Origin of the sequence: Capnocytophaga sp. oral taxon 323 (assembly GCF_001278825.1) — a bacterium.
Taxonomy (GTDB): Bacteria; Bacteroidota; Bacteroidia; order Flavobacteriales; family Flavobacteriaceae; genus Capnocytophaga; species Capnocytophaga ochracea.
The window spans coordinates 1,946,581-1,970,334 of record NZ_CP012589.1 but is presented as its reverse complement, the minus strand read 5'-3'; the positions used below and the strand labels follow the sequence as shown (position 1 = coordinate 1,970,334).

17 protein-coding genes are annotated in these 23,754 nt (G+C 39.5%); 3 read left to right on the top strand and 14 right to left on the bottom strand.

Translation table 11 applies throughout. The features are described 5' to 3' along the window. Window positions 1-23 precede the first annotated feature (23 nt). Window positions 24-2,195 carry a glutamine synthetase III gene (locus AM608_RS08485; RefSeq protein WP_053581435.1) on the top strand — a complete coding sequence of 724 codons (2,172 nt, stop codon included), beginning with the start codon at window positions 24-26 and terminating at the stop codon, window positions 2,193-2,195. 250 nt (window positions 2,196-2,445) lie between these two features. Here AM608_RS08485 and AM608_RS08480 read toward each other — a convergent pair whose 3' ends face one another. Then, the gene (locus AM608_RS08480; RefSeq protein WP_053581434.1) at window positions 2,446-3,267 is read right to left on the bottom strand and encodes a leucine-rich repeat domain-containing protein; all 822 of its coding nucleotides are present in this window, start codon (window positions 3,265-3,267) and stop codon (window positions 2,446-2,448) included. A gap of 887 nt (window positions 3,268-4,154) precedes the next feature. On the opposite strand from AM608_RS08480, the gene AM608_RS08470 reads away from it, so the two are divergent. Then, window positions 4,155-6,878, top strand: coding sequence for a penicillin-binding protein 1A (locus AM608_RS08470; RefSeq protein ID WP_053581433.1), 2,724 nt, complete (start codon window positions 4,155-4,157; stop codon window positions 6,876-6,878). 139 nt (window positions 6,879-7,017) lie between these two features. Beyond that, complete coding sequence (locus tag AM608_RS08465) at window positions 7,018-8,064, top strand: endonuclease/exonuclease/phosphatase family protein (RefSeq protein WP_053581432.1); 1,047 nt, start codon at window positions 7,018-7,020, stop codon at window positions 8,062-8,064. A gap of 80 nt (window positions 8,065-8,144) precedes the next feature. On the opposite strand, the gene AM608_RS08460 is transcribed toward AM608_RS08465, so the two are convergent. The 13 genes from AM608_RS08460 to AM608_RS08400 all read right to left on the bottom strand — a co-directional run bounded on the left by AM608_RS08460 (window position 8,145) and on the right by AM608_RS08400 (window position 23,432). Further along, window positions 8,145-8,909, bottom strand: coding sequence for a porin family protein (locus AM608_RS08460; RefSeq protein WP_053581431.1), 765 nt, complete (start codon window positions 8,907-8,909; stop codon window positions 8,145-8,147). A gap of 18 nt (window positions 8,910-8,927) precedes the next feature. After that, the gene (locus AM608_RS08455; protein ID WP_053581430.1) at window positions 8,928-9,659 is read right to left on the bottom strand and encodes a porin family protein; all 732 of its coding nucleotides are present in this window, start codon (window positions 9,657-9,659) and stop codon (window positions 8,928-8,930) included. A gap of 18 nt (window positions 9,660-9,677) precedes the next feature. Continuing rightward, entirely contained in the window at window positions 9,678-10,466 is a 789-nt protein-coding gene (locus tag AM608_RS08450; protein ID WP_053581429.1) for a porin family protein, read from the bottom strand. A gap of 37 nt (window positions 10,467-10,503) precedes the next feature. After that, window positions 10,504-11,151, bottom strand: coding sequence for a CBS domain-containing protein (locus tag AM608_RS08445; protein ID WP_053581428.1), 648 nt, complete (start codon window positions 11,149-11,151; stop codon window positions 10,504-10,506). Between the two features lie 13 nt (window positions 11,152-11,164). After that, entirely contained in the window at window positions 11,165-13,321 is a 2,157-nt protein-coding gene (locus AM608_RS08440; protein WP_053581427.1) for a PepSY domain-containing protein, read from the bottom strand. Between the two features lie 132 nt (window positions 13,322-13,453). Further along, window positions 13,454-15,697 carry a GH92 family glycosyl hydrolase gene (locus tag AM608_RS08435; RefSeq protein WP_157466291.1) on the bottom strand — a complete coding sequence of 748 codons (2,244 nt, stop codon included), beginning with the start codon at window positions 15,695-15,697 and terminating at the stop codon, window positions 13,454-13,456. Between the two features lie 23 nt (window positions 15,698-15,720). Then, a complete protein-coding gene (locus tag AM608_RS08430) occupies window positions 15,721-16,509 on the bottom strand; it encodes a hypothetical protein (protein ID WP_053581426.1) in 789 nt (262 codons plus the stop codon). Next, the gene (locus tag AM608_RS08425) at window positions 16,502-17,590 is read right to left on the bottom strand and encodes a DUF3696 domain-containing protein (protein ID WP_053581425.1); all 1,089 of its coding nucleotides are present in this window, start codon (window positions 17,588-17,590) and stop codon (window positions 16,502-16,504) included. The genes AM608_RS08430 and AM608_RS08425 overlap by 8 nt, the downstream gene beginning before the upstream one ends. Further along, the gene (locus tag AM608_RS08420) at window positions 17,587-18,948 is read right to left on the bottom strand and encodes a DUF262 domain-containing protein (RefSeq protein WP_053581424.1); all 1,362 of its coding nucleotides are present in this window, start codon (window positions 18,946-18,948) and stop codon (window positions 17,587-17,589) included. The genes AM608_RS08425 and AM608_RS08420 overlap by 4 nt, the downstream gene beginning before the upstream one ends. 38 nt (window positions 18,949-18,986) lie before the next feature. After that, window positions 18,987-20,156 (bottom strand): glycosyltransferase family 4 protein, encoded by a 1,170-nt coding sequence (locus AM608_RS08415; RefSeq protein ID WP_053581423.1) that lies wholly within the window; start codon window positions 20,154-20,156, stop codon window positions 18,987-18,989. Beyond that, a complete protein-coding gene (locus AM608_RS08410) occupies window positions 20,137-20,967 on the bottom strand; it encodes a glycosyltransferase family 2 protein (RefSeq protein ID WP_053581422.1) in 831 nt (276 codons plus the stop codon). Before AM608_RS08410 ends, AM608_RS08415 begins: the two co-directional genes overlap by 20 nt. Beyond that, window positions 20,968-22,089: an EpsG family protein gene (locus tag AM608_RS08405; RefSeq protein WP_053581421.1), complete on the bottom strand. Its 1,122-nt coding sequence runs from the start codon at window positions 22,087-22,089 to the stop codon at window positions 20,968-20,970. It lies immediately after the preceding gene. Then, window positions 22,086-23,432: a lipopolysaccharide biosynthesis protein gene (locus tag AM608_RS08400; protein WP_253273462.1), complete on the bottom strand. Its 1,347-nt coding sequence runs from the start codon at window positions 23,430-23,432 to the stop codon at window positions 22,086-22,088. Before AM608_RS08400 ends, AM608_RS08405 begins: the two co-directional genes overlap by 4 nt. Window positions 23,433-23,754 lie beyond the last annotated feature (322 nt).

Here is a 23,754-nt window from a genome sequence, read left to right as displayed (position 1 = left end):
TAATAATAACTTACCTATTACCTATGCTAAGATTCACCGCTCTTACTACCGCACAAAACCGCAAACCGGTGGCGGTACCCGAAAATGGCAAACGCTCCGAACTGTTTGCCCAAAATGTATTCAACGAAGAGGCTATGCGCCAACTGATGACCCGCGATGCCTTTGCCGCTGTAATGAACGCCATACACAATGGCACTAAAATAGACCGCCGTGTAGCCGACCAAGTGGCGACCGCTATGCGCGATTGGGCAATATCCAAAGGCGCTACCCATTACACCCACTGGTTCCAACCTCTTACAGGGGGCACTGCCGAAAAACACGATGCTTTCTTTGAGCCCGTTACCCGCGACCGTGCTATCGAACGCTTCGGGGGCGGACAGCTCGTACAACAAGAATCTGATGCTTCCAGCTTTCCCAATGGCGGTATCCGCAATACTTTCGAGGCACGTGGCTACACCGCTTGGGATCCTTCTTCACCACCTTTTGTCTACGGCACCGTGCTTTGTATCCCTACAATATTCATCGCCTATACCGGTGAGGCATTAGACAACAAAACGCCACTGCTCAAAGCCCTTAGTGCTATCGACCAAGCAGCTACCGAGGTTGCGCGCTATTTCGACAAGAATGTGAGCAAAGTAACCACTACCTTAGGCTGTGAGCAGGAGTACTTCCTCATTGATAAAGCTCTTGCCAATACCCGCCCCGATTTGATGATTACCGGCAGAACGCTTTTAGGACATCAAGCGGCGAAAGGACAACAGCTGGACGACCACTATTTAGGGGCAATTCCCAGCCGTGTGTTGGCTTTTATGCGCGATTTGGAACAAGAGTGCCTATTGCTTGGTATCCCCGTGAAAACGCGCCATAATGAGGTCGCTCCTAACCAGTTTGAGTTGGCTCCTATTTTTGAAGAAGCCAACCTTGCTGTCGATCAAAACTCTTTGCTGATGGACGTGATGCGCAAAGTAGCCGAACGTCATAGCTTTGTAATCCTATTCCACGAAAAACCCTTTGCAGGGGTGAATGGGTCGGGCAAACATAACAACTGGTCGCTGGTTACCGATACAGGCGTAAACCTTTTAGCACCCAGCAAAACACCTATCAAGAACCTCCAATTCCTCACTTTCTTCATCTGCACTATCAAGGCAGTATGTGAATACGAGCCTTTGTTAAGGGCTTCGGTAGCATCGGCGACTAACGATTACCGATTAGGTGCCAATGAAGCACCGCCTGCCATTGTATCGGTGTTTATAGGCGAACAGCTTACCCAAGTGTTGGACGCCTTAGAAGTATCGTCTGATAACCTATCTCCCGAAGAAAAAACCGAACTTAAACTGAATGTAGTAGGCAAAATACCCGACCTTTTCCTCGACACTACCGACCGCAACCGTACCTCGCCTTTCGCCTTTACGGGCAACAAGTTCGAGTTTCGCGCGGTGGGCTCTAAAGCCAACTGTGGCAAACCTACAATGGTACTGAGCACCATAGTAGCTCAGCAACTCACCGAGTTTAAGAAAGCCGTTGATGCGCTCATCGAAGGGGGCAAGAAGAAAGAAGATGCTATTTTTAAAGTATTGCGCCGCTATATTAAGGAAAGTAAGAAAATACGCTTTGAAGGCGACGGCTATAGCAAAGAATGGGAGGAAGAGGCTGCCCGCCGTGGACTATCAAACCATAAAACGACACCTGAGGCATTGAAAGAAAACATCAGTGAGAAGGCTGTGGCTTTGTTTGAAAGTACAGGAGTACTCAGCAAAGTAGAACTTTTAGCGCGTTATGAAATTGGCTTAGAAGAATACGTGAAAACCGTGCAGATAGAATCGCGTGTATTAGGCGATATTGCTCGTAATCACGTGGTGCCAACAGCCGTGCGCTACCAAAATACGCTTATTGAGAACGTAAAGGGCTTAAAAGAAATATTTGGCGATAGCTACCAAGAAGTAGCTGCTGAGCAAATGGAGCTTATACGCCATATTTCGGAGCATATCAAGGTTATTCACAGCCAAGTGGAGGCAATGGTAGAGGCTCGCAAGCACGCTAATCACTTACCCGATTTTGAAGCCAAAGCCGATGCTTATTGCACGCAAGTAAAACCTTTCTTTGAGGTAATACGCTACCATTGCGATAAGTTAGAACTTATGGTAGATGATGAGCTTTGGACACTGACGAAATACCGGGAGCTGTTTTTTAATTAGCAAATTAGAAGATTAGAGAATGAGAAAATGAGAAAGTGAAGATTGTCAGTTTATTCAACTTTGCCAAAGGTGTGAGCCGCACGGGCAATAAATCAATCGGCTTTATCAGCCGAGTCGGGCTCGTCAGGCAAAACCGATTTTTTTGTAATTCGTAATTGAAATCTTAGACTTTGATAAAGTAAATCAATACAAAATGAGCCAATGTGCAGGTATGCACATTGGCTCATTTTCTAAATACTAATTTGCTAATTTATTCGATAATAGCAGTAATTTCATCTTTCCAAGTACTCCAATTAGGAGCATTCTTGTAATCGTTTACTCTTCTTGAAGGCACATAAATATTTCTTCTTATTGATGATCCACTAAAAAAAGCACTATCTCTTTTCAAAGTAGGAACTTCTAAAAAAGCTTTAACTGTAATATTACTTAACACAAAACAACCTGAAAAAGCTCTTGAACCTATTATACGTATGGTTTCAGGTAAGATAGCTTTTTCAGCTTTTTCACATGAAGCAAAAGCTGCTTCCCCTATTTCAATAAGCCCAGTGTTATCTAAATTAATTTGGGTAAGAGCTGTGCAGGTGTTAAATGCATTGTCACCTATTTTTTCTACCTTGCCAAACTGTACTTCTTTTAGTTTGTAACAACCCTTAAATAGAGAGTTTGCTATTTCTTTAGTGTTGGGTAGTTTTATCGAAGTTATATCGGTATTTTCAAAGGCAGCTTCCCCAAAAGTAATATTGGATGTGCTATTAAAAGTAACTGTACTAATAGAAGAGTTTATAAAAGCATAATCACCTATTTCTTTCAAGTTAACAGGCAGGTTTATGCTTTGTAGTTTGGTGTTTCTAAAAGCATTTGCTTTAATAGTATTTACTTTTTGTAGTTTGCTATCGGCTTGCATATCTAGTGAAGTAGTACTAGTGTTAGTCCACTTCACAAGGGTCAAACCGTCAGCACTAAGTTCATAGTAGCTAGCAGGAATGTCGTTGTTTACAGGTTCCTCTGTTTTATCTTTGCTACAGCTTGCAAAAACAGTAGCAGCTAAGGTTAAAAATAAAAATTTTTTCATGGTGTTTTTTTTGATGTTTAGAGTGCAAAGCTACAAAATAATTATCAATAAACAATTAATTATAAAGATATTTTTTAGTATAACCAATCCAATATATCAAACTGGCAGGAGCTACAAGAAAAGCACCAGCAAAGGAAATGTCAGTTTATTCAACTTTGCCAAAGGTGCGAGCCGCACAGGCAGTGTGAGCCACACGGGCAAAAACTTTGGCAAAGTGCATACCGCAAAAGCGATGTGTAGGAACTATTAGGAGCTTTCAAAAGGAAACGAAGATTTTCATAAGAAGATTAAGAGGTCTTTTGGTGAAAAAAGGGTGTAAGGAGAGTGGGGTTAGCTTATAGAGAGCTTATAGGAAGCTTATACGAATCTTGGACGATTGGTATAGAAAAGATATATAAATGATTGATTAATAATATAATACAACGATGTAAAAAATGGTAAAAAAGGGGTTTCGAGACGAAAGAAAGAGGAAAAGGCACTAGGCCTTAGGCACTAGGGGGAATATGACGGAAAAGGGAACGAATGACGAATGACGGAGGTAATAGGGGGAATGTAGCGACGGGAAGGAGAAGGGATAATTAGGGAATTAGCAAATTAGAAAATTAGTAAATGGGGAAGTGTGAGGTCTTAGGGCATAGGTAATAGGGAGGTGACGGAAAGAGTATAGGCGGGTTGGAAAATTAGAGAATTAGCAAATTTGGAAATTAGCAAATGGAAAAGAGGTTAAGAAATTCGGAGGGGCTTAGGAAAGGTGTAAGCGGTGAGAGAAACTTATTAAGGGATTAGACCTTAAATTGCTATAAAGTGGAATAAGAAAAACGGTGGGATTCTTTGTTAATTGAAAATTATATCGTACTTTTGTACTTTAAACATCATTAAAACTAAGTATGAATCTGAAAAATATATCGTTTAAGAAGCTACTTACACAAGGCGGTCTTGCGCTTGCTACCCTGCTATCACGGCTGTTAGAAGGCTGTATCGCTTTGGCTTCGATGGTATATAAATTACTACGTTATGCCTTAAAAGTGCTCTGGGCGGTATTTATCTTCGCTTTGCTTATAATTCCTTATGGTATCTTTAGACTTTACCAAGGATATAAGAATAGAAAAAACGCTCCGAAAAAGGAACAGGAACAGATAGTATATACGGGCAACATATTCCACCGCAGTTGGCAATGGTTGCGGGCTAAACCTTATCAGTTTTACCTCAAATGGATAGGTATACCAATTGGGATAGGCGTAGGAGGTATACTGTTGCTCATCTTGTTAATTTACTTTGGGGCTTTTGGCAGGTTACCCTCAGAGGAGGATTTGAAAGAGTTGCGCCAATCGGAAGCGAGTCTTGTTTACGATTACGAGAACCAATTGATAGGGAAATTTTATATCTTCGACCGTACCAAAATAGAATACAAGGACTTTCCTCCTTATCTTATCAACGCACTTATCGCTACCGAAGACGAGCGTTTTTACTTGCACAAAGGGGTAGACACGAAGAGTTTGTTTAGGGTGTTCTTTAAATCACTACTTTTGCAAGACGACTCGTCAGGAGGGGGAAGTACTGTTACAATGCAGTTGGCTAAAAATATTTATGGACGTGGACAGCGCTACGGGAAACTTTCGATGCCTATACACAAAATCAAAGAGATGATTATAGCCAGACGCATAGAAAAGGTATACAGCAAGGAGGAAATCTTGACGCTTTACCTCAATACTGTGCCTTTCAGCGATAATACTTACGGGATAGAAAGTGCGGCGCAACGATTCTTTGACAAATCGGCGAGAGACCTTACGCTTAATGAAGCGGCTACGCTTATCGGTACGCTTAAAGCGACGAATAGCTATAATCCGCGTACCTCACCCAAGCGCAGTGAAGAGCGTCGGAATGTGGTGTTGGCACAGATGAAGAAAAACAACTTGCTGACCGAAGACGACTTTAAAGTTCATACAAAAGACACTCTTAAAACTACGGCAACTACCGCTGAAAAAGATGGTGTAGCGCCTTATCTTGTAGAACAAATACGCTTACTATTACCTGAACTGCTGAAAGACGTGAAGAAGCCAGACGGTTCGGCTTATAATATCTATAAAGATGGATTGCGCATCTATACGACCATTGACAAGACAATGCAGGAGTATGCTGAGAAAGCAGTGGAAAAGCATTTGACATCGTTACAACAAGATTTTGAACAGACCTATGGCAAACGTGCTCCTTGGAACTTGGACAGTGACTGGTTTAAGGAAGAAGTGAAGAAGTTGCCTGCTTATAAAGAACTTGAAGAGCAAAAACTCTCGGAAGCGCAGATATGGGCGAAGCTGAGTGAGAAGAAGCCGATGGATTTATCTTTCTATACCGAAGACAGTATTAAAAGGCATAGTACATTGGACAGTTTGTCGCGTTTTATACGCATATTAAACACGGGATTTGTGAGTGTAGAGCCTCAAACGGGCGCAATTAAAACTTATGTGGGTGGGGCAGACTTCCGCTACTTTAAGTACGACCATATCCTACAAAGCCGTCGCCAAGTGGGCTCAGTTTTTAAACCGATAGTATACGCTACTGCCTTAGAGATGGGAATGCCTGTGTGCACGCACTTTTCGCCCTTGCCTTTGACCTATGCTGATTACGAATATTGGTCGCCACGCAACGCTTCTAAGACTGACGATGACCCTAACATATATTACTCAGTATGCAAGGGATTGCGAGAATCATTGAACACCATAGCAGTACAAACGCTCTTTTATGCGGGGCTAAAGAATGTGATAAAGAAAACACGACAGTTAGGCATCACTTCTCCCCTACCGAATGTACCTTCGATAGCATTGGGTTCGGCTGAACTATCGGTGATAGAAGTAGCTAAGGCTTATACGGCTTTTGCGAACAAAGGGGTGCCTGTAGAGCCTTATTTTATCACCCGAATAGAGAACAAAAAAGGGGAAGTAATATGGGAACGCAAACCTAAGGTTTTAGCTCCTGCACTGAGTGAACGCACTGCCCAAATAATGATACAGATGATGCGCTCGACCGTGAACGAAGGTACCGCATCACGTATGCGTGGGCAATACGGACTTACCAATGACCTTGCGGGTAAAACTGGTACGACCCAAGACAATAAAGACGGTTGGTTTGCGGGAATGCTTCCCAACCTTGTAATGATTACGTGGGTGGGTAATGACCAGCAGATAGGTTTTAAAAGTACGCGTTTGGGACAAGGAGCTAACTCGGCATTGCCTATTGCTGCCTTGTTTGTATCGCAACTGAACCGCAACAGCAAGTATAAAGACCTAACGCGAGCTACTTTTAAGGTAAGCGAAGAGATACGTACGGAGGTAACTGAATGTGAGCCTACTGTACGCGAAGGTTTCTTTGACCGCCTTTTGAGCAGTACTGCCAAAGATACCATAAGAGCAGGAGATGTGCATTATCGGATTTATGAGCGCAAAGGTAAGCTACACAATGTGGAAGATGAGGAAGATATATCGGTAGACGATGTGGTAAATCCTGCCAATACACCTGCGCCAGCACCAAGCACTCAAACAGCTACACAGGAAGGGAAAGAAAAGAAAAAAGGGCTTTTGGATAGGATTTTTAGTCGTAGCACGACAGACGATTAGTCCTAGCACGACAGGCAATTGAATGAGAAAATTAGGGAATGAGAAAGTTAGCAAATGAGGAAATGAGGAAGGATAAGATTTTAAGAGAGGCAATAAAACATTGAGATAACTAAAGACTAACAAATTAAAACTAATATAGATGAAAAGAATAGTATTTTTAATGGTGTCGTTCATCTTGATGACACCTTACATAAACGCACAAGAAAAAAAGAAGTTTGCTGTGAGAACCGTTGCTTTTTACAACGTTGAGAACCTTTTCGACACGATTAATGACCCTCATAAGTTTGATGATGACCGCACTCCTGAGGGAGCTGACCGCTGGACGAGTAAGGTGTATAACGACCACGTACACAAGATAGCCAAAGTAATTTCGGAGATAGGAAGTGATGTTACCAAACACGCCCCCGATATAGTAGGTCTTGCCGAAATAGAAAACGAAGCGGTAGTGAGAGACCTTATCAATACCGAATATTTGAGGAAATATAATTATGGGATTGTACATTACGAATCACCCGACGCTCGTGGGGTGGATGTAGCCCTCATCTACAAGAAAAGCGTGTTTAAACCTACTGCTTCATTTCCACACTCTCTATACCTCACCAAAGATGACGGAAAGCCTCTTTACACTCGCGACCAACTGTTAGTAAGTGGTGAATTGGACGGTGAAATGATTCATTTTATAGTAAACCACTGGCCTTCGCGTTTTGGAGGAGAAGCTAAAAGTAGACCCAGTCGTGAAAAAGCGGCGGCTTTGAACAAGAAAATTATAGATTCACTCCTCAGCAAAGACCCTAATGCTAAAGTGATAGCAATGGGTGACTTTAACGACGACCCTATTAACTCAGGCTTTAAGAATGTGTTAAAGACCAAAGACAAAAAAGAAGATGTAAAACAAGGAGAGTTATTTAACCCTATGGAGGCTATGCTGAAAAAAGGAATGGGAACGTTAGCCTATCAGGACGGATGGAATCTTTTTGACCAGTTTTACTTTACTTATGATTTGCTAAAAGAAGATAAGAGCAGTTACCGCTATTGGAAAACGGGGATATTCAATCGCTCGTATTTGGCTAACCCCAAAGGGCGCTATAAGGGATATCCTTTCCGCAGTATGAGCAATGGTAATTACACTTGGGGATATTCTGACCACTTCCCGGTGTATATGTATCTTATCAGAGAACTGAAATAAGGAAATAAGAATATTTATGTTAGCAATTGAGAGGCTACCCGAAGAGTTTAAAATATTTTTGGGTAGCCTCTCAAACTTTTCTATTCTTCTCTCACCTCTGTTGTCTCCTGAGTAGGTGCTTCTACAGGTGCTGTACTCTCAGGCTGAGGTGCAATTACAGGAGGCTCTTGCTCCTGTAAAGGTCTGTTTTTAGAAAGTTTAAAACCTACACCTACCGAAATGGCAAAGTAATAACTTTGAGCGTCTTTAAAGTTTAGATAAGGAGTAGGTTCTTGATTGGTGAGAGGCGATAGATTGGTAGAAAAACGACCGTCTACAGTAAGGATGATTTTAGGAAATTCCCACATCACACCTCCTCCTAAATGCAAATTCATCATAACACTATTGAAATGTGAGGTGATATCATACTTTTCACTGTATTGTTTCTCGGAATAAGAGGCTAAAAGTAAGAATTTAGGAGCTACTCCTATTTGTCCAAATCCCCTAAATTTCTTTTTACCTTCTATTTGTAGTAAAATAGGTACTTCTAAGCAATCAAAACGAATAAAATGACGGTCGGATAGTTTTAAATCAGAACCTTCGGGACGAAAAGGAATAGCTTCGCGTTTGTACATCACTTCGGGTAAGAATACCCAATGGGTCTTGAGCGGAAGGCGGAAGAATACGCCTGTATTAAAAACTCCTGAATGCCCAAAATACTCTATATTATAGCTTTCATTGGCTGTTTTAGGAGTTATAACGCTTACCGTTGCCAAAGGATTATTAAGTTTTACCCCTATGGCTGTCTGAGAAAAACCGAGTGTAGCAACACTCAAAAAAACGATGGTGATTAAAAAACGTTTCATAATATATGTTGTTAAAAATTAAAAATCTTGTTCTTGTGATGTATTCACCTCAGCAGGAATACTATCATTAGTAATTGTTGGGAGCTCTTCTTGAGGAATAGTTCTCATCTTTTTAGAGAGTTTGTAGCCTGCCCCCAACGAAATGCTAAACACAAATGTTCTCGCTTTATCAAAATTTATATATTCTGTACGGCTTCCCGATGCTAAGTTCGTTATATTGGTAGAAAAACGGGCATCAACTGTATAAATCCATTTAGGGCGCTCAAATAGCACACCTCCTCCAATATGTCCTATCAACATCACTGTATTAAATTGGGAACTCCCTCCGTAAGTAACATTTTTAGAGGCATCATAAAAAGAAGAAGAGAAGAGGATTTTAGGTGAGAAACCTACAAAACCAAAACCTCTAAACGCTTTCTTACCTTCGTATTGTACTAAGAAAGGCACGTCCAGGTATTCAAACCTATAATAAGAATCTTTGCTGCTATTCTCTATTCTAAAACGCACAGCTTCGTGCTTAAAAAGCAATTCACTTTGTAATACCCAACGCTCTTTTAAAGGAATACGAACGAAGCCTCCAAGGCTAACAAAGGCATTGTAGGTTTTCAGATCAACATTGGCTGTTGTATATAAAGGAGTTATTAAGCTAACAGCCGATAGAGGATCCGTTACTTTTATCCCTATAGCCGTTTGCGCAAAGCTAAATGTAGTAACACTCAAAAAAATGATGATGATTAAAAAACGTTTCATAATATATGAGTTAAAAAACTAAAATTCTTGTTCTTGTGGTGTATTCACCTCAGCAGGAATACTATCTTTGATAATAATTGGGAGCTCTTCTTGAGGAGTAGCCCTTTCTAAAGGCAACACTTTCTTTTTAAAAGGCTTGTAACCTGCCCCTAAAGAAAACGCAAAATAATAGCTTTGTGCCTTAGTGAAATCAATATCAGGGGTGTTCTTTTCAGAAGTAAGTGGTGTAAGGTTGGTAGCGAGTCTTCCATCAGCAGTAAAAACCCAATCTCTTCTGTTCCATAAAACACCTCCCCCAACATTTAAATTGAGAACAACCCTATTAAAAGAGCTCGTAACATTATGGTCGTCTTTTTCTAAAACAGCAGAATACTTTGCTGAAGTTAAGAATTTAGGAGCCACTCCTAATTGAGCAAACCCTCTTACGGTGCGCTTTCCCTCCCATTGTAACAGGATAGGAACCTCAGCATACCAAAATTTATATACTCCGCGATCAGAGAGAAGTTCTTCTATTGTTTCCTCTTGATGAAAAAACCAAACCCCCTCACGCTTGAACAACGCTTCGGTTTGTAGTGCCCAATGTGTTTTTAGAGGTATTCGCATAAAAGCTCCTATATTAAAAGCCCCTATATAAAACTCACCAAAAATACCTCCTCCGTTTCTAATTCCCTTTGGTGTATTTGCAATTTGATGTTTCATTACATTAACTGCTACAAACGGATTAGCAACTTTCACCCCTACGGCTATTTGGCTATAGCTAAATGCCGAAATACTTAAAAGCATAGCAGTGATTAAAAAACGTTTCATAATATTTTAGTTAAAGATTATTATTACCTCTTATCTATTACTTATTGCCTAAGTCTAAGTATTTTTCAAAGTAATCAGCAATGTCTTTGAGTTCTTGGCGGTAGTGATCGTCGTCTTTCTCGGTAAGGATACCATAGCCATAACGACGGAAGTCCTGTAGTATATCCGAGAGTCGGTTGGTGATGAGTTTGAGCGTAATATGCACATTGTCTTCCGTGCGATTGGAGAGGTAAATCCCTAATACCTTCCCTCCATTTTCTTCCACTATCCTACTGATTTCAGTAAAAGAATAATCGTGAACACTTCTTTCTAAGATGAGTATCCGACCCGCTTCTTGTATAAAAGGCGTTTTGGTGAGTTGTTGTATAAAGTCTCCCAAGTAGTAATAACCTATAAATTGCTGAGTCTCATTTATTACGGGGAGCATATCGGTGTGATAGGAAGCGAAAGCCTCTATTACGGTATCCCACGTAGCAGTTAGCGATACAAAAAAGCGTTCTAACGCATACTGATAATCACTTACTAACGCCTCTTTAGCTACCCCTTCCACTGCTTCTTTGCGGAGTACCCCTATAAAAGAATTCCCTTCACACACGGGCAAAGCCGAAGGTGAATGCGCCTCAAAAAGTAACTTCACTTCCTCTATTGAAGTTGTAAGCGTAGTATATAAAGAATGGGTTGTCATATTATTACTTGAATTAATAACAGTCAGATTTTATTTGTCCTTTGTTTTGGTAGTAGCTCAGCGGTTTTTCTAAATGTTCTCTACAAATCGCCTCTAAGACTTCGGTCACCGCTTTCTCCATTGCAACCGACCCGCATATCATTATAATTCCTTTGTTTTTGAGGAGTTCAGCAAAGAAAGGAGCTTCTCTTTGCAAGATGTCTTGCACATAGAATTTATCCCCTTCACGCGAGAGGGCTTGCCAATAGTTGGCTATCTTTCCTTCGCGAGTAAACTGTTCTATATAAGGTCGGTAGATTTCCAAAGAGGCTTCACGGCGGCAACCCCATATCAGGGTGATGGGTTTCTTTTTAGTGTTTTCGGCTATCATTCCTATAAAGGGCGCCATCCCCGAACCATTGGCAATACAGACCACTTGAGGTGCTTTTTTAGGAAAATGGAAATGTTTTTTGGCTACCAAAGCAGCTTGCAATGTATCGCCTATTTGCAAATTGTTCAGCAGGTTAGACACTACCCCTTGTGAGTGTAGCTTCACACTCAACCACACATCTCCTTGATATTTAGCAACCGAATAGAGTCGTTCACGTCCGTCTTCAGGAGTAATGCCAAAGAGGTCGCCCGAGGCAAAACTACTTTTTGGAGACGGGCGTAGCGCTATTAGGAAAATATCGTCGTCCATTACGGGCGTTTTCTCTGTTACCGTAAAAGAGAGCGGTTTGCGCTGAGGCTGTACTTTGAAATCATCAGGCAAAGCCAAAAAGAGCTTTTGTGCCATAGCCCAAGCCGTTGCCCACGCTTTAAACTGACCGAAATCTTGGTCATTTACGGTATGCAAAGGCAGCGCACATTCTGCTTGTGCAGTAGCCGACAAAAGTTGGTCTACTTTTTTGGCATATTTGCAGAAATCGGGGTAAGCATCAGAGCCAAAACCGAGTACGCTATACGCCAAAGGTTGTGCGGGGGGATATTTCGCCCATAGTTGCGCAAAGTGAGTCGCATTGATAGGCGCCTCACCATCGCCATAAGTGCAAGTAAATACGATGAGTTGCTCTGCTTTAGCAAAACGAGTATAGGCATTCATATCGGTGAGGTAGGAACGTTTGCCCAAACGGAGGAGTTCGTTATGAAAAAGGATAGCAAATTTGCGGGTGGTGCCTCCTTCGGTGCCTACTAACACAATATATTCACATTCGCTTTTATCAAACGGATTGTTGATGCCCTTCTTTCGTTTTCTGAGGGTCATCGCAAAGCCAGAGTAGAGGAAGAACAACAGCGCCACACACGAGAGCAACAACACGGTCGCCCAGAGGCAATGCCCTTTGCCGACGTGCAGGGTGCGCACCAAATACGCCAAGCCTTTATAAGGAGAGGTGGAGGTGCTAATCACCTCGCCCGTAAACTGATTGACTACTATATTTTTATCGATGAAATCTACTTTATAGACCTCTTCTACATCTTCAAAAGCAGGAAATTCTACTTGGCGCACTTCGGCGAGAGGCACTTGGAAAACGGAGAAGTCTTTAGCGGGTTTTGCGGGCGTTTCTTGTAGTGTGCTAACATCGTAATTGTGTTCGGTTTTGAACTTAGGAAACACTCCCACTGTTTCGAGCATCATATACACCCCTGTGAGGGCGATGATAAAGATAGGCACGAGCGCCCAGCGCCCCAGAGTACTGTGGTAATGATTGTAGAATTTCTCTTGCGGGAGCTTGTGGAAGAACCTGCCCCAGCGTTGCTGTTTGCGGGCGATGAGCCATATACCCGACAAGGCTACTACACACAAACACAAGGCTGTAAGCCCCATTATCACCCGTCCCGTTTTGCCCATATAGAGCGAGCGGTGTAGCGTTTTGACGAACTGTATAAACTTCGAGGGTTTGTAATTTCCTTTGATGACTTCCCCCGATTGTGGATGGATAAAGAGTTTTTCGCCCTCAGCAGTCTCCACCTGCACAAAATGATTGCGGTCGATAGTGAGTTTAAGGACGTCTATATTCTTTTCCTTTAAAACGGCAATTGTTTGGGCAAGAGTAGTGCTTTCAAACGCTACACTTTTGTAAGGCAACGTTTGATTATACACCGATTCACCTGCCAAGATAACCCCCGTAAGAGCTCCCAGCAGTATGAATACCCCTGCTATCAGGGAAAGAATTAAATGAAGTTTACGCATAATAATTACGAATGACGAATTACGAGTGACGAATTACGAGTGACGAATTACGCAAAGGAGATTTGTCGATGTGTTAATTTGTTTGGCACGAGCTACAAGCTCGCACCAGTGGTGGGGAATTGCCATTCGCCCCTACATAGTACCTAACTCAAATCGTATTTTCTTTGCATTCTTCAGCGCCTCGTGACTGATAAAATAGGTTTTGTAAGGCTTGTCGTCGATGTAAATGTTCTTAATGTAAATGTTTTCAGGCGAAGCATTACTTTCTATTACCAAATCACCAGCAGGATAGTACTGCGGATTGCGTTTGAGGGTGATTTTAGTAAACTTAGGCGAGGTGAAAGTATAGTTAGGCTCAGCGGGAGTAATAGGATAGAAACCTGCCATTCCATAAATGAGCCAAGCCGACATTACTCCTGTGTCTTCATTGCCTGGGAGCCCCGCAGGTTTATTTTGAAAATACTCATTGATGAGTTGGTCTACTTTCTGTTGGGTTTTCCACTCTTTGCCTTTTAGGAAGTTGTAGAGATACGGATAGGCAATATCGGGTTCGTTTGCCATATCGTACTGCTTACTGTCGAAAATATGGTCGAGTTGCTTTTGAAAAGGTTTTTCACCGCCCATTAGCTTGATCATTCCTTTTACATCGTGGGTTACCATATATACGTATTGCCACGCATTGCCCTCTATATAGCCCACATTTTCTTCAAAGTTAGCTCCACTTTCGGGGTTAAAAGGCGCATACCACTTGCCATTGGCGTGACGCGGACGCAATAAATGGGTTTCTTTATCGAATAGCTTTCTATATGAAAAGGCTTGTTTATTAAACTTCTCGTAATCGGCTTTTTTGCCGAGTTTCTTGGCAATTTGTGCAATGGCAAAGTCGGCAGCATTGTACTCTTGGGTAGTAGATACAGGTCCTTTTACACCCCCATCTACACTCAGGTAACCCAACTTCCAATACTCTTTCACTCCTGGGCGTATAGGGTTATTTTCAAGCGTATTCGCTCCTTTTAGCATCGCCTCGTAGGCAGTTTGTATATCAAAATCGGTAAGTCCGCGCAGGTAAGTATCTGCTAATACTATGCTGGCAGGGTCACCTACCATCGTAAAGGTTTCGGTAGAATTGAGTTCCCATTTAGGTAGCCAGCCGCTTTCTTTGTAGATATCGAGCATCGTGTGCACCATTTGCAATTGCTGTTCGGGATAGAGCAGGGTGAGCAATTGGTGGTAATTGCGATAGGTATCCCAAAGCGAGAACACCGTATAACGCTGGTGATTTTTGCCTATTTTGTTAGTCTTGCTCTCAGGGTAATCGCCATTCACATCGTTAAGGAGATTCGGGTGAATAAGCGCGTGATAAAGTGCTGTGTAGAATATCGTTTTTTGGTCGTCGGTACCGCCTTCTACGGTAGCGCGGAGGGCATCGTTCCACGTTTGGCGGGCAGCGGTGTACACCTCGTTGAAAGTGCGGTTGCCTATCTCTTTCTCAAGGTTTTCACGAGCGTTAGCTATGCTCACGTACGAGATGCCCACTTTTAGTTCCACCACCTCTTCTTTGTCGAATTTATAGCGGAAATATGCCCCAATACTATCGCCTACTACCTCGCGAGCGAATTGTTCTTTGAGACGAGTTTCGCCATTGTACCACATCCATTGGGCTTCAACCCCTTGGTGTTTTTCTGGCTGATGCCAAACGCCATAAGAAGGTGCTACTTTGCTTACTTTGGCTACAAAATACACTGGATATGCCAGCTCCGGACTGTTATAGCAGAAAGTCCCTACCATACGCATTCCTTCCACCTCGGTAGGCGATACGAATTTCAGCATCGCGCCCTTTTCGTTGGTGAGTCCGAGTCCGAGATTGATGAGCAAGTTAGCTTCTCCTTTAGGGAAGTGATAACGAGTGATACCTGCGCGGGTGGTGGCAGTAGCTTCGGTTTTGATATGGTATTTAGTGAGGAAATTGCTGTAATAACCCGCTTTGGCGACTTCTTTTTGGTAGGTTGAGCCGTATTTTAGGTGATTGATTTCCAATTTACCAGTGGTAGGCATTGCAATAATCACCCCCAGTTCAGGACAGCCCACCCCGCTGAGGTTCACGTGAGTAAGCCCCGTGAAGAATTTATTTTCATTTACATAAGGATTTGAAAGCCAGCGGCTGTCTTTTTCAAGCGGAGCTTTTACGCCAGTAGTATCGAAAGCCACGTTGAAAGGTGAAATGCTAAGCATACCGCGCGGAGCAATAGCCCCAGGGTGGGTAGCACCAAAGTTAGAAGTGCCAATCAGCGGATTGATATAATCCACGGGCTGTTGTTGAGCGTGTAGTGAGGCAGTAAAGCAGAGCCCTAAAAGAGTTATATATTTTTTTATCATTTTAATAATGTATTTTTTATGGTTTATATTGGCAAATGAGCTCCTATATAACCTATGTATATTTTGAGATTATCAGGGAAAATATAGATACGTAAATTTTCCTTTGGTTTTATGTGCAAATCAAAATATTCTGTTTTACCATTAGGTAATTTGAATAGTCTCTCTTGTTTCTTTTTGCTATTATTATTTGTCGAAGTTGATTCAGTAGAAATGTCTAATACTGAATTAAACTTCATTGCTTCATTTTCGTTAAATCTTCCATTATTCCAAGATGTTACACAATAGTCATCTAATAGTAAAAGTGTTTTTAATATTTGTTTAATACTACCAACACTTTTCAATTGAGTTTTTACTCCTGGACATAACTCTATTCTTTTAAAAAGCAACGACTGTCTTTCCCAAATCTCAATTCCCTTGGTAATATCTTGTATCTTTTGCTTTTTAAACAAATGATATTTCTCTTCTGTGTCAATATGTCGCTCATTTTCTTCTTCAAAGCACGCTCCCCAAAAAGCATTCTTTTTTTGAGGATAATAAGTATCTATTTCATCAAGTGTACGAAAATCTTTTTCTGAAGAGATACTTTCCAATAATTTACACACTGTGCCTATAAGTTGTCCATCTGTAAAAGTAGCTATTATTTCACAAAATATTCCTTCAGACGTTTCAATATACCAAAAAGTATCGCTTCTTAAAAAAGTGTCTTCTGGTTTAGCTTCCTTTACTATTATATTAAGAGTTTTAAAATTTTCTTCCAACTCTGCAACACTTGCATTTTCATACCCTATGTTGGCTAAATAAAAGTTAAACATTTCGGCGTAATTTTATAAGTTCGGCAAAGTCAATTTGTGTTTGGTCAAAAAAGCCCTTAGGCCATTTATCAAGTTCTCCTTTCTCATTCATTGAGATAGGGTGTACTTCTGGCTGTTGTTCTCCTTTATCAAAATAATTAATAGTAATATGGCTACTTTCTATTTCTTTTTTAGCTACCGCTAGCTGTATACCATTGATTATATGGTCGCTATGGGTTTCTACTACTATACGCAACCCAGCATTTGCCATTTTAGCTAAGAAATACCCTATTTTAGATTGTGCTGCAGGGTGCAAATGCGCCTCTGGGTTCTCTATGATTAGCAATCTATCTTTTTCAGCCAATAAACAAGTAACAATAATAGGTAAAACATAACTAATCCCAAACCCTGTGTTGGTTGGTGAGGTAGGATTACCTTTTGAAAAAGCATTTTCCACTTCAAGCCTTGATGTATGTGTATCTTTATCAATATAAGCCTCAACAGTAATTCCGTCTAATATATATGCTAACCAAGCATTTACTCTTCTAACAAAAAGAGCTCCAAAATTATAATTTTCATCATTTAAAATTCGAGCATCATCTACTTTAAATGTAGTACCTTTATTATCAAGCTCTTTAATAACTTGTGCTGTATACTCTCCTTGAAATCCTGTATTAGGAAAAAGAAAAGCATTAAGTGGCTGTGAAATTCTAGGCCCTATTCTTTCTGCATTAAGATAATAAAACTCTCTAAAAGACAATGGATTATCTTGATAAGTATTTCTTAATCTATTAGAAATTATATTGAAAATCACTTCCCCTTTTTCATATGACACTTTTAACTCCTTATCGTTTTCTTTTAGTACAATCATCATTGTTTCTGTTCCAGAGTTTAGATTATAACTATTCCCTAAGTTCAGACAATACGCTCCGTTTAGTTCAATATTTTCTTCTTCTTTCTCAAGGGTCCTCCTCAGTAATAAAAGTGCTTGGATAACAGAACTCTTACCATTTCCATTCCCTCCTGCCAATACTGTCAGTTGGTTGATAGGTATTTCAGTCTTCTTAAAACATTTAAAATTTTGGATGTGTAAGGTTATCATATTTCTATATTTTTAGTAAATAAATCGTTAAACGTATCAAAAATATATAACATATTAGCTTTTGAGTTAGTACTGTATGAGAGATAATTATATAGTTTACTATCTTCAAATATTTTATCTGCAATAACTTCTATCAGTTGTCCTTCCTTATTATAAATAGCTACTTTTTCATAAGGATATTGTGAAAGCAATAGAGAAGTTACTACAAAAAGAGCTTTGTTTAGTATTTGTTTCCTAGTAGTAGTATCTGGTAGTATTTTTCTAAAAGCATATCTACCACCTATCAGATAACTTGCATTTTTCATTGCATTTACAAACAACTGTACTTTCTGTTCAAAATCTTGTGGTACATCTTTTTGATGGAGTTGGGTATAATCATCTAAAAAACTCTCCATATAGCCACTGTAATCATTAATATTGCCATTACGACTAAAAAGCTCCTCAAAAGCTAAAAAACGCAGAGCAAGTTCTTGGTCGTCCATACGAGTGCTTCTTACACTATTATCTGTCGCAGTTTTAAACTCAGTAGTACTTACCATTACTTTAAGCGTATCGCGCAATCCTTGTCCTGCCAAGCAGTTTCTAATTTCTTGATTATTTAGTGGGCGTCCTCCAGTATTGATACGCCTAAAAATATCATATTTTACTTGAGAAGGAGAAATAGGGTCAATAATGTTTGCTGAAATATTAGTAAGATTAAACCAACGTACATATTTAGCTTCTAATCCTTTCTTATTACCTTCGTCTTTAAAATATCTCCCTTCACAGTTTTCTAAGTATTGCAAATTCCTTAAGGGGAATTTATTATCTATAAATTCTTTAATGGTTGAAATACGTTGTAGACCATCTATTACTGTAAGATTTCCTTCTAATTCTTCTGCAAAATAGAACATTGGTAAGGGAATACGTAGTAAGATAGATTCTATAAGTCTCGACTTTCTAAAAGGATCCCATACCAAATTGCGCTGAAAAGCAGGGGTAAGGTCTATATCGCCATTATCTATCATTACACTTATTTGTGCAAGCGAGATTTTATCAGTACGTACTTTTATTTTTTCAGGGTCATAAGGTTTGTATTCAGTACTAATACTTCCTTCAGAATTATTAATCCCCGATTGCTCCAATTCTATAATCTTAACAAAAGCATCTCCTTTAATTTCATTGAATTCTTCCTCGTTAATATCTACTGTTTTTGAAACTATTCTAAGTGTTTTATTTTCTAAATCAGTCTCTACTTCCAATAAAACCTGATTATTCTCTTTGTTGATAAAATGATAACGGTTGGTCGTTTCTTCTTTCTTTACAATAGAAAAGTCAACCGTCTCAAAATTGTCATTTATTTTAACATCTATATTCATTTGTAGATAAGTTTTTTATGAATCGTGCAAATGTACAACTATTTTTTAGAAGAAGCAACACTTAATAACTTATTATACATTTCTATCAAGGCTTGCCATACCATTTCCCTGTGATATCGTTGTTCTATCAAAGATCTGCTATTACTCTTTAACTTATGATACAACGGCTTATCATCTAATAATAACGTCATTGCTTTTTTAAAAGCTTCTGCATTTTTAGGAGGAACGATAAGTCCGTTTTTGTTTTCTATAATAATTTCGTTACTACCGTTGATATCGGTTACGATACAAGGTAATTCCATAGCACCTGCCTCTAATACTACATTGGGGAGGCCTTCGCGATAACTTGGGAATACAAAACAGTTGGCTATTGCTAAATAAGGGCGTACGTCTTTTTGCTCTCCTACGGATATAATATCAGGGTCTGTATCTATGGCGCTTAATGTTTTTGTTTGCAAGGGGTCTAAATGAGCTTCTTGTCTGCCTACTAATAGCAGTTTTATAGGAGATGTTGTTTGCTGTTTCAGTGCTTGAAAAGCGGTAACCAATTCATTAATTCCCTTATCACCTACTAATCTTCCTACAAAAACATATACAAAATCATCTGCTCCTATGCCTAAGGATGCTCGTAAAGTAGCTTTATCAGTAGCCGAAAAATGTGTTTTAGAAAAATAATCGGTATCTATCCCGTTGATATTGCCATTAGCCAATACTTTTAAGGGTTTTGCTGTAATATGAAATCGCTGTAAATCTCTTTTTACTCCTTCACCTTCGGGATATATATCGGTAGCCGACCAGCATAGTAACTTATCCATCGCTATGAGTAGCCGTTGCATTACACCTTTGCGAGTGGGAAAAATGAGTCCGGTGAAAGTATGTATCCTGATAGGTACTCCTGCCATTTTTGCAGCCAGCATACTCAATAAGCCTGCCTTTGGAGTAATAGAATGTACTATAGTAGGTTTTTCCCTCTTGAACAAGCGATAAAGTTTCAGTAGAGAACTCAAATCTTTCAAGGGAGCAATAGGGCGCGACATTGCGATAGCAAAGGTATTTACCCCTTCTCGCCTCTTTACCTCTTCCAAGTCTTCTCCTTCACCCGAAATAGCAGTTACCTCAAAAGTCTCGTTCAAGAACTTTAGTTGCCCTTTTAGCAGTGAGTTTAAAGACGAGGGTACAGTGGCAGTTCTAAATAGTTTTGTTTTCATCTTGATAAGCTGTATAAGGTTTTACAGGGTTGATTTTTACATTGCGCCTATTCACAAGCCATTGCTCCATACCAAAAATATGAGCTATTCTATATACAATACCTTTGAGAAAATTCGCTCTAAAATAGTGTTTCCAATAGCTTTCATTAGGATATTTACTAAAAATATAGGCTTTACTTTGCTGAGCTAAAAAATACTTCTTGTAATAGTTATTGCCTACTTCTCTATAAAACATCAAAGGCTCATTCAAACGCACAAAATGGTATTTTGAGTGGGTGCGGTACCACAGTTCAGCATCTTCCATTCGAAGCGCTTTGGTATCATAAGGATTTTCTAAAAACCACTGTTTTTTAGCTATGATGGTAGGGTGTATAAAGCTTTTTACACGTGTTAAAGTATTTTTGGGAGTGATAGGGTATCGCGTGCTTGTTACGGCATTCTCATCGTTTATGATATAGGCATTAGTGCCGAGTACATCTATCTCGGGGTGAGCTTTCAATACTGATAATTGTCTTTCAATGCGAGCAGAGTGCATTATATCATCAGCGTCCATTCGGGCAAGATAAAGTCCTTGCGCAAGAGAAGGAAGCTCGTTGAGTCGCGTTGCCAAGTTCTTATTCTTTCCATCGCTTATTACTTTTATACGACTGTCTTTCTGAGCATAGCTTTGAGCAATAGATAAAGAATTGTCAGTGCTTCCATCGTCCAATAGCAACAATTCCCAATTGGTATAGGTCTGTTGTAATACCGATTCAATGGCTAAAGCTAAATACTTTTCGGCATTGTAAAAAGGGAGTCCAATGGTTACCATCTATGCGTGTTTTAAAGTGTTGTACAAAGTGAAAAAGGCGTATAGGAAAATGAAAAAAGCAATCACGGCGGTCTTAGGTTTAAAGTCTTTCGAAAAACAAGGCTGTACAATAAACGGAATAGCTATCCAAGCAAAAAGTCCCCAACGGTCGGAATACGGAATCTGGAATGCCATAAAAAACAGAAAACTTACGCTTATAAAGTATTTTAAAAGCTGGTCGTAAGAGGTGCTCCAAGCACTCGCTACCATAAACGATTGCTTACGCATATAGAGCCCTATCCCCAGAAATAGCGTGGTAAAAGCTACAAATTGTGGCTTGAATCCCACTTGATATAAGCCATCATCATTTAGAAAATAAGTACTAAATCGCCCTGGGTCTTTCCGCAAAATAACTTCCATAACCGAAGCAATATTTAACAGCCCTATATTTAGATAGGCTAAAACAATCCCCAATACATATAAGGCTAAAAAATAGTACAATGGAATTCTTTTAGCTATTAATTGCAATAGCAGAAATACAACAATAGGAATTATTACAGTGGTGTGGGTAATAAAGGCTAATAATAGAAATAAATAAGCTGTGTATTGCTTTCTTTCCCATAAACTATAAGCAAATATTAAAAAAGCTAAAGAAAGTCCTTGTCTGATAATATTAATGGCTAAACTCTCTGCAAAAAACAATGACACAAAGGAGAAAAAAACAAAAAAAGCATTTGCTTGGTATTTGTTACTTAAGTTTTTCAAAGCATAGGCTGTGATTCCGTAGAAAAGTCCTGCAATTATTAGTAAAAATACCGAAAAAGGAGCGCCTATACTACTCAATCCTGCCATCAACCAGCTGAACATTACCTCTATTTTTACAATCGGAGGTACATCGCCTGCCATCCAGTAGTGATAATTTACCGTATCTGTACCTACACTCACGTCTCTAAACCCTACAATCGCAATAAAATAAAGCACAAAGAAAGGTAAAGCGTGTTTTGAAATAAAAGAGGGTAATTTATCTTCATTACCTCTATCCTTTTGGTATGCCCAAACGAGGGCTATAATAGCCATTAGTGCATAACCAACGTTATACAATAGCTTAAAATACGCTTCTGAAATTCCTAATGGTGCAATCATTGTTCTTTATTTTTATACATAATTTGTTTCACTTCCTTTGCATAAAACACAGCAAAAAGCGACCCTATCACTAAACATTTTAACACAAAAGAGAGGTATAAATTATGAAATTCAATAGCTCGGGTAAAATAGGCTATCAATAATAGCCCTACAAATATAATGGCTACTTTCAGCAGATTCCATAACTGATGCTTTAAAATTCCTTTGAGCACTTTATCAAGAGAGAAACTCACCCAAAGGAACATTATCACACTGTGGATTACAATTCCGTAGAGCACCCACTGAAAACTTCCGCAGTAGGCAATCAAAAGAACGGGAATAATGAGCAGTTTCCCGATGAGTTCTATCCGCAAATATTGGTTAGTGTCACCTAATACCGCAAAATAATCGATATTTAAGTTATAAAGCACTATAAAGACTCCTGAAAGGGAAAGGATTTGTAATATCGGGATACTTTCTGTCCATTTTTCTGATAATATAATAATTATTATCTCCTTTGAAGCAAAAAATAGCACACAACTCACAAAACTCACCAATAAGAAAGTAACCTTTTCAAAAAAAAAGAACTTATCACTTTTAGCTTTGAGATTTTCTTCCTTAGAAAGAGTTGAGAAACTTACCTTTTTTACAATCGTAGAAATATTGGAAGAAAACAAATCGCGAAAGGTTACTGCACGAGTGTAATAACCCAAAGCACTTGCACTAAAAAACTTACCAATAAACACGTAGTAAATATTAGTTTGGAGGATATTTAGCAGGTTTGAAAACAGCAAATTCCCTCCATACAAAAACAACTGTTTAAACGATTGCCAAGAGAACAACCAACTGGGGCGCCATTTATTTAAAATCCAAAAAAGTGCTACTGTAATAGCTTCTCCAATAAGCACTCTATACACCAAACTGTACACACCCCAGCCTCTTTTTGCCATTACGATAGCGCAAACGGCACTGATAGTTACAGAAATGAACGAAACAACAGCAATCTTTCTGAAAGCTAATTCTTTTATAAGTATAGTGCGATGTATGAGCTCAAAAGAAACTAGTACAATGTTAAGTCCTAATAACTTTAATAGAGGCTGAATAGGAGGGTTACCAAAAAAAGAGGCTATCCCTGCTGATGAGACATAGAGGAGTAGATATAAAAAGACTGAAAAACCTATGTTTATAAAGAAGATAGTGCTATAATCGGTTTGTGTAGTGTTCTTTTTATTGATAAGTGCCGCGCCAAAACCTCCTTCTACCAAAACATTTGTTACAGTAATGAAGAAGGTAGCAATACCAATAAGACCAAAATCTTCAGGCACGAGGATACGAGCCAAAATAATCCCTACTACAAAATTCAATATTTGTTGTAGGAAATTATCCACTGAACTCCAAAATAAATGCCTAAAAGAATTGCTTTGTAACATTAAAAAAATGATTCTCTACATTAAGTAGTTAAATTGCAAAAGTAGCAACTCTGCCGAAAAAAAACAACAAAAAGGACGTATTTTTATTTTTTGAGTATTGATAAACAACTTCTCAGAGAGACTCTGAGTGTATCGGAAGGAAACAGAAGGAATCGGAAGAGAGCTGAGAGAAAATTTGGTGAAAAAAGGGTGTTAGGAGGGTGGGGTTAGCTTATAGAGAGCTTATAGGAAGCTTATACGAATCTTGGACGATTGG

What these genes read in the sequence shown, in the direction of transcription:
- AM608_RS08420 (WP_053581424.1), bottom strand. Translation starts at nt 18,948, where the DNA reads ATGAATATAGATGTTAAAATAAATGACAATTTTGAGACGGTTGACTTT.
- AM608_RS08485 (WP_053581435.1), top strand. Translation starts at nt 24, where the DNA reads ATGCTAAGATTCACCGCTCTTACTACCGCACAAAACCGCAAACCGGTG.
- AM608_RS08460 (WP_053581431.1), bottom strand. Translation starts at nt 8,909, where the DNA reads ATGAAACGTTTTTTAATCACCATCGTTTTTTTGAGTGTTGCTACACTC.
- AM608_RS08405 (WP_053581421.1), bottom strand. Translation starts at nt 22,089, where the DNA reads ATGATTGCACCATTAGGAATTTCAGAAGCGTATTTTAAGCTATTGTAT.
- AM608_RS08470 (WP_053581433.1), top strand. Translation starts at nt 4,155, where the DNA reads ATGAATCTGAAAAATATATCGTTTAAGAAGCTACTTACACAAGGCGGT.
- AM608_RS08425 (WP_053581425.1), bottom strand. Translation starts at nt 17,590, where the DNA reads ATGATAACCTTACACATCCAAAATTTTAAATGTTTTAAGAAGACTGAA.
- AM608_RS08410 (WP_053581422.1), bottom strand. Translation starts at nt 20,967, where the DNA reads ATGGTAACCATTGGACTCCCTTTTTACAATGCCGAAAAGTATTTAGCT.
- AM608_RS08445 (WP_053581428.1), bottom strand. Translation starts at nt 11,151, where the DNA reads ATGACAACCCATTCTTTATATACTACGCTTACAACTTCAATAGAGGAA.
- AM608_RS08435 (WP_157466291.1), bottom strand. Translation starts at nt 15,697, where the DNA reads ATGATAAAAAAATATATAACTCTTTTAGGGCTCTGCTTTACTGCCTCA.
- AM608_RS08455 (WP_053581430.1), bottom strand. Translation starts at nt 9,659, where the DNA reads ATGAAACGTTTTTTAATCATCATCATTTTTTTGAGTGTTACTACATTT.
- AM608_RS08430 (WP_053581426.1), bottom strand. Translation starts at nt 16,509, where the DNA reads ATGTTTAACTTTTATTTAGCCAACATAGGGTATGAAAATGCAAGTGTT.
- AM608_RS08415 (WP_053581423.1), bottom strand. Translation starts at nt 20,156, where the DNA reads ATGAAAACAAAACTATTTAGAACTGCCACTGTACCCTCGTCTTTAAAC.
- AM608_RS08440 (WP_053581427.1), bottom strand. Translation starts at nt 13,321, where the DNA reads ATGCGTAAACTTCATTTAATTCTTTCCCTGATAGCAGGGGTATTCATA.
- AM608_RS08450 (WP_053581429.1), bottom strand. Translation starts at nt 10,466, where the DNA reads ATGAAACGTTTTTTAATCACTGCTATGCTTTTAAGTATTTCGGCATTT.
- AM608_RS08465 (WP_053581432.1), top strand. Translation starts at nt 7,018, where the DNA reads ATGAAAAGAATAGTATTTTTAATGGTGTCGTTCATCTTGATGACACCT.
- AM608_RS08480 (WP_053581434.1), bottom strand. Translation starts at nt 3,267, where the DNA reads ATGAAAAAATTTTTATTTTTAACCTTAGCTGCTACTGTTTTTGCAAGC.